Here is a 2,078-nt window from a genome sequence, read left to right as displayed (position 1 = left end):
GGAAAGCACCAGCGCTGCAACTACCGACGCGGCACCGGGCCCGACGGCGAAAGAATGCAGCACCAAATACCAGGCCGCAAAGGCCGCCGGCACGCTGAACGGCACGAAGTGGAATGACTTCCGCAAGAGCGAATGCGCCGCCGGCGCCAGCGCGACGGTGGAACCCGCCGCAGAGACGCCCAAGGCAGCGGCGACTGCCAACGCAGGCAACGGCCTCAGCAGGGCGGATTGCAGCGCCAAGTATCAGGCGGCCAAGACCGGCAACACGCTGAACGGCATGAAGTGGAACGACTTCCGCATGAGCCAGTGCGGTGCCAGTGGTTCCGACGACGACACCATGCCGGCAGCCGATCAGGCAAGCCTCACCAGCCACCCGGAAACGCCGACCGTCACCGCTCCCCAGGGTGTGACGTTTCCGAAGGCGATCTCCACCAAGTATAGCAGCGAAACCCCGGCGAAGGGCCGCATGCACACCTGCCGCGACCAGTACCACGCCAACAAGGAGGCCGATACGCTGGGTGGCCTCAAGTGGATCCAGAAGGGTGGCGGCTTCTACAGCCTTTGCAATGCCGCGCTGAAGAGCTGATCGGCAGTAACACCTGAAGACAGGAAGGCCCGCCAACCGCAAGGTTCGCGGGCCTTCCTGTTGCCGGCGATAAATTGTGCCGGCAGTGCTGACGGTTTGTAAAAGCGGAGGTGACGGCCGGTCTCCCCCTTGCGGGAGATCGGCCCTCATCACGGCCTCCGCAAACCTTCAGCGTCTACCTCCCATGTGGAGAAGTCCCCGGCACTGGGTGAAGCGATGGAGTTTTCAGGCCGCGACCGACTGCTGGCGGCCCTCCAAATGAAACCGCCGCGATCAACACCGCGGCGATTTTCGAAATCAATCTCCTGATCCGGACCCTAGCTTGACGGCTGAGGCTCCATGCCGCCTTCGGGCTCCGGGCCCTTCTTGCGGCGGCTGCCGGACTTCGGCACGGCCGAGCCACGGCTCGGTGGCGTGTCGTCGCCGAGATCGCGGGCGGGCTTGTGGCCGGCGATCAGCTGCTTGATCTCCTCGCCGGACAGCGTCTCATATTCCAACAGCCCCTGCGCCAGCGCGATCCATTCCTTCTTCTTCTTGGTCAGGATGGATTTCGCCGTCGAATAGGCCTCGTCGATCAGCCGGCGCACCTCGGCGTCGATGATCTGCGCCGTCTCTTCCGAGACGTTCTGCGTGCGCGCCACCGAATGGCCGAGGAAGACCTCTTCCTGGTTATCGCCATAGGCGACATGGCCGAGCTTGTCGGAGAAGCCCCAGCGCGTGACCATGGCGCGCGCCAGCTTGGTTGCCTGCTCGATGTCCGAGGAGGCGCCCGAGGTGATGTTCTCCTTGCCGAACTTGAACTCCTCGGCGACGCGGCCACCCATCATGATGGCGAGGCGCGAGATCATATATTTGTAGCTCATCGAATAACGGTCGCCTTCCGGCAGCTGCATAACCATGCCAAGCGCCCGGCCGCGCGGGATGATGGTCGCCTTGTGCAGCGGATCGGCCGACGGCACGTTCAGCGCCAGGATGGCGTGGCCGGCCTCGTGATAGGCGGTGAGTTCCTTCTCGGCCTGGGTCATCGCCGACGAGCGGCGCTCGGCGCCCATCATGATCTTGTCCTTGGCGTCCTCGAACTCGGCCATGGTGACAAGGCGCTTGTTACGCCGCGCCGCCATCAGGGCGGATTCGTTGACGAGGTTCATCAGGTCGGCGCCGGAAAAGCCCGGCGTGCCGCGTGCGATCACCTTGAGGTCGACATTGGGCGCCAGCGGCACGTTGCGCACATGCACCTTCAGGATCTTCTCGCGGCCGACGATGTCGGGGTTCGGCACCACCACCTGGCGGTCGAAACGGCCGGGCCTGAGCAGCGCCGGGTCGAGCACGTCCGGCCGGTTGGTGGCGGCGATCAGGATGATGCTTTCGTTGGATTCGAAGCCGTCCATTTCGACCAGCAACTGGTTCAGCGTCTGCTCGCGTTCGTCGTTGCCGCCGCCGAGGCCGGCGCCGCGATGGCGGCAACGACGAACGCGAGCAGACGCTGAACCAG

Annotated in this window: 1 protein-coding gene and 1 pseudogene; one reads left to right on the top strand and one right to left on the bottom strand. The window is 64.7% G+C overall.

Annotation, left to right across the window (positions count from 1 at the left end; all coding sequences use genetic code 11):
- Positions 1 to 586, top strand: a pseudogene (locus EOA86_RS32215) (hypothetical protein); the annotation flags it as partial.
- Positions 587 to 903: 317 nt separating this feature from the next.
- Here the strand turns inward: EOA86_RS32215 and EOA86_RS32210 are convergent.
- Positions 904 to 2,078 (bottom strand): AAA family ATPase (locus tag EOA86_RS32210; protein ID WP_128345289.1); only part of this gene is annotated, 1,175 nt, incomplete at its 5' end.

This window comes from Mesorhizobium sp. M5C.F.Ca.IN.020.32.2.1 (assembly GCF_004023105.1).
Classification (GTDB): domain Bacteria; phylum Pseudomonadota; class Alphaproteobacteria; order Rhizobiales; family Rhizobiaceae; genus Mesorhizobium; species Mesorhizobium wenxiniae.
The sequence above is the reverse complement of the archived record's forward strand: the minus strand, read 5'-3'. Positions and strand labels throughout refer to the sequence as shown.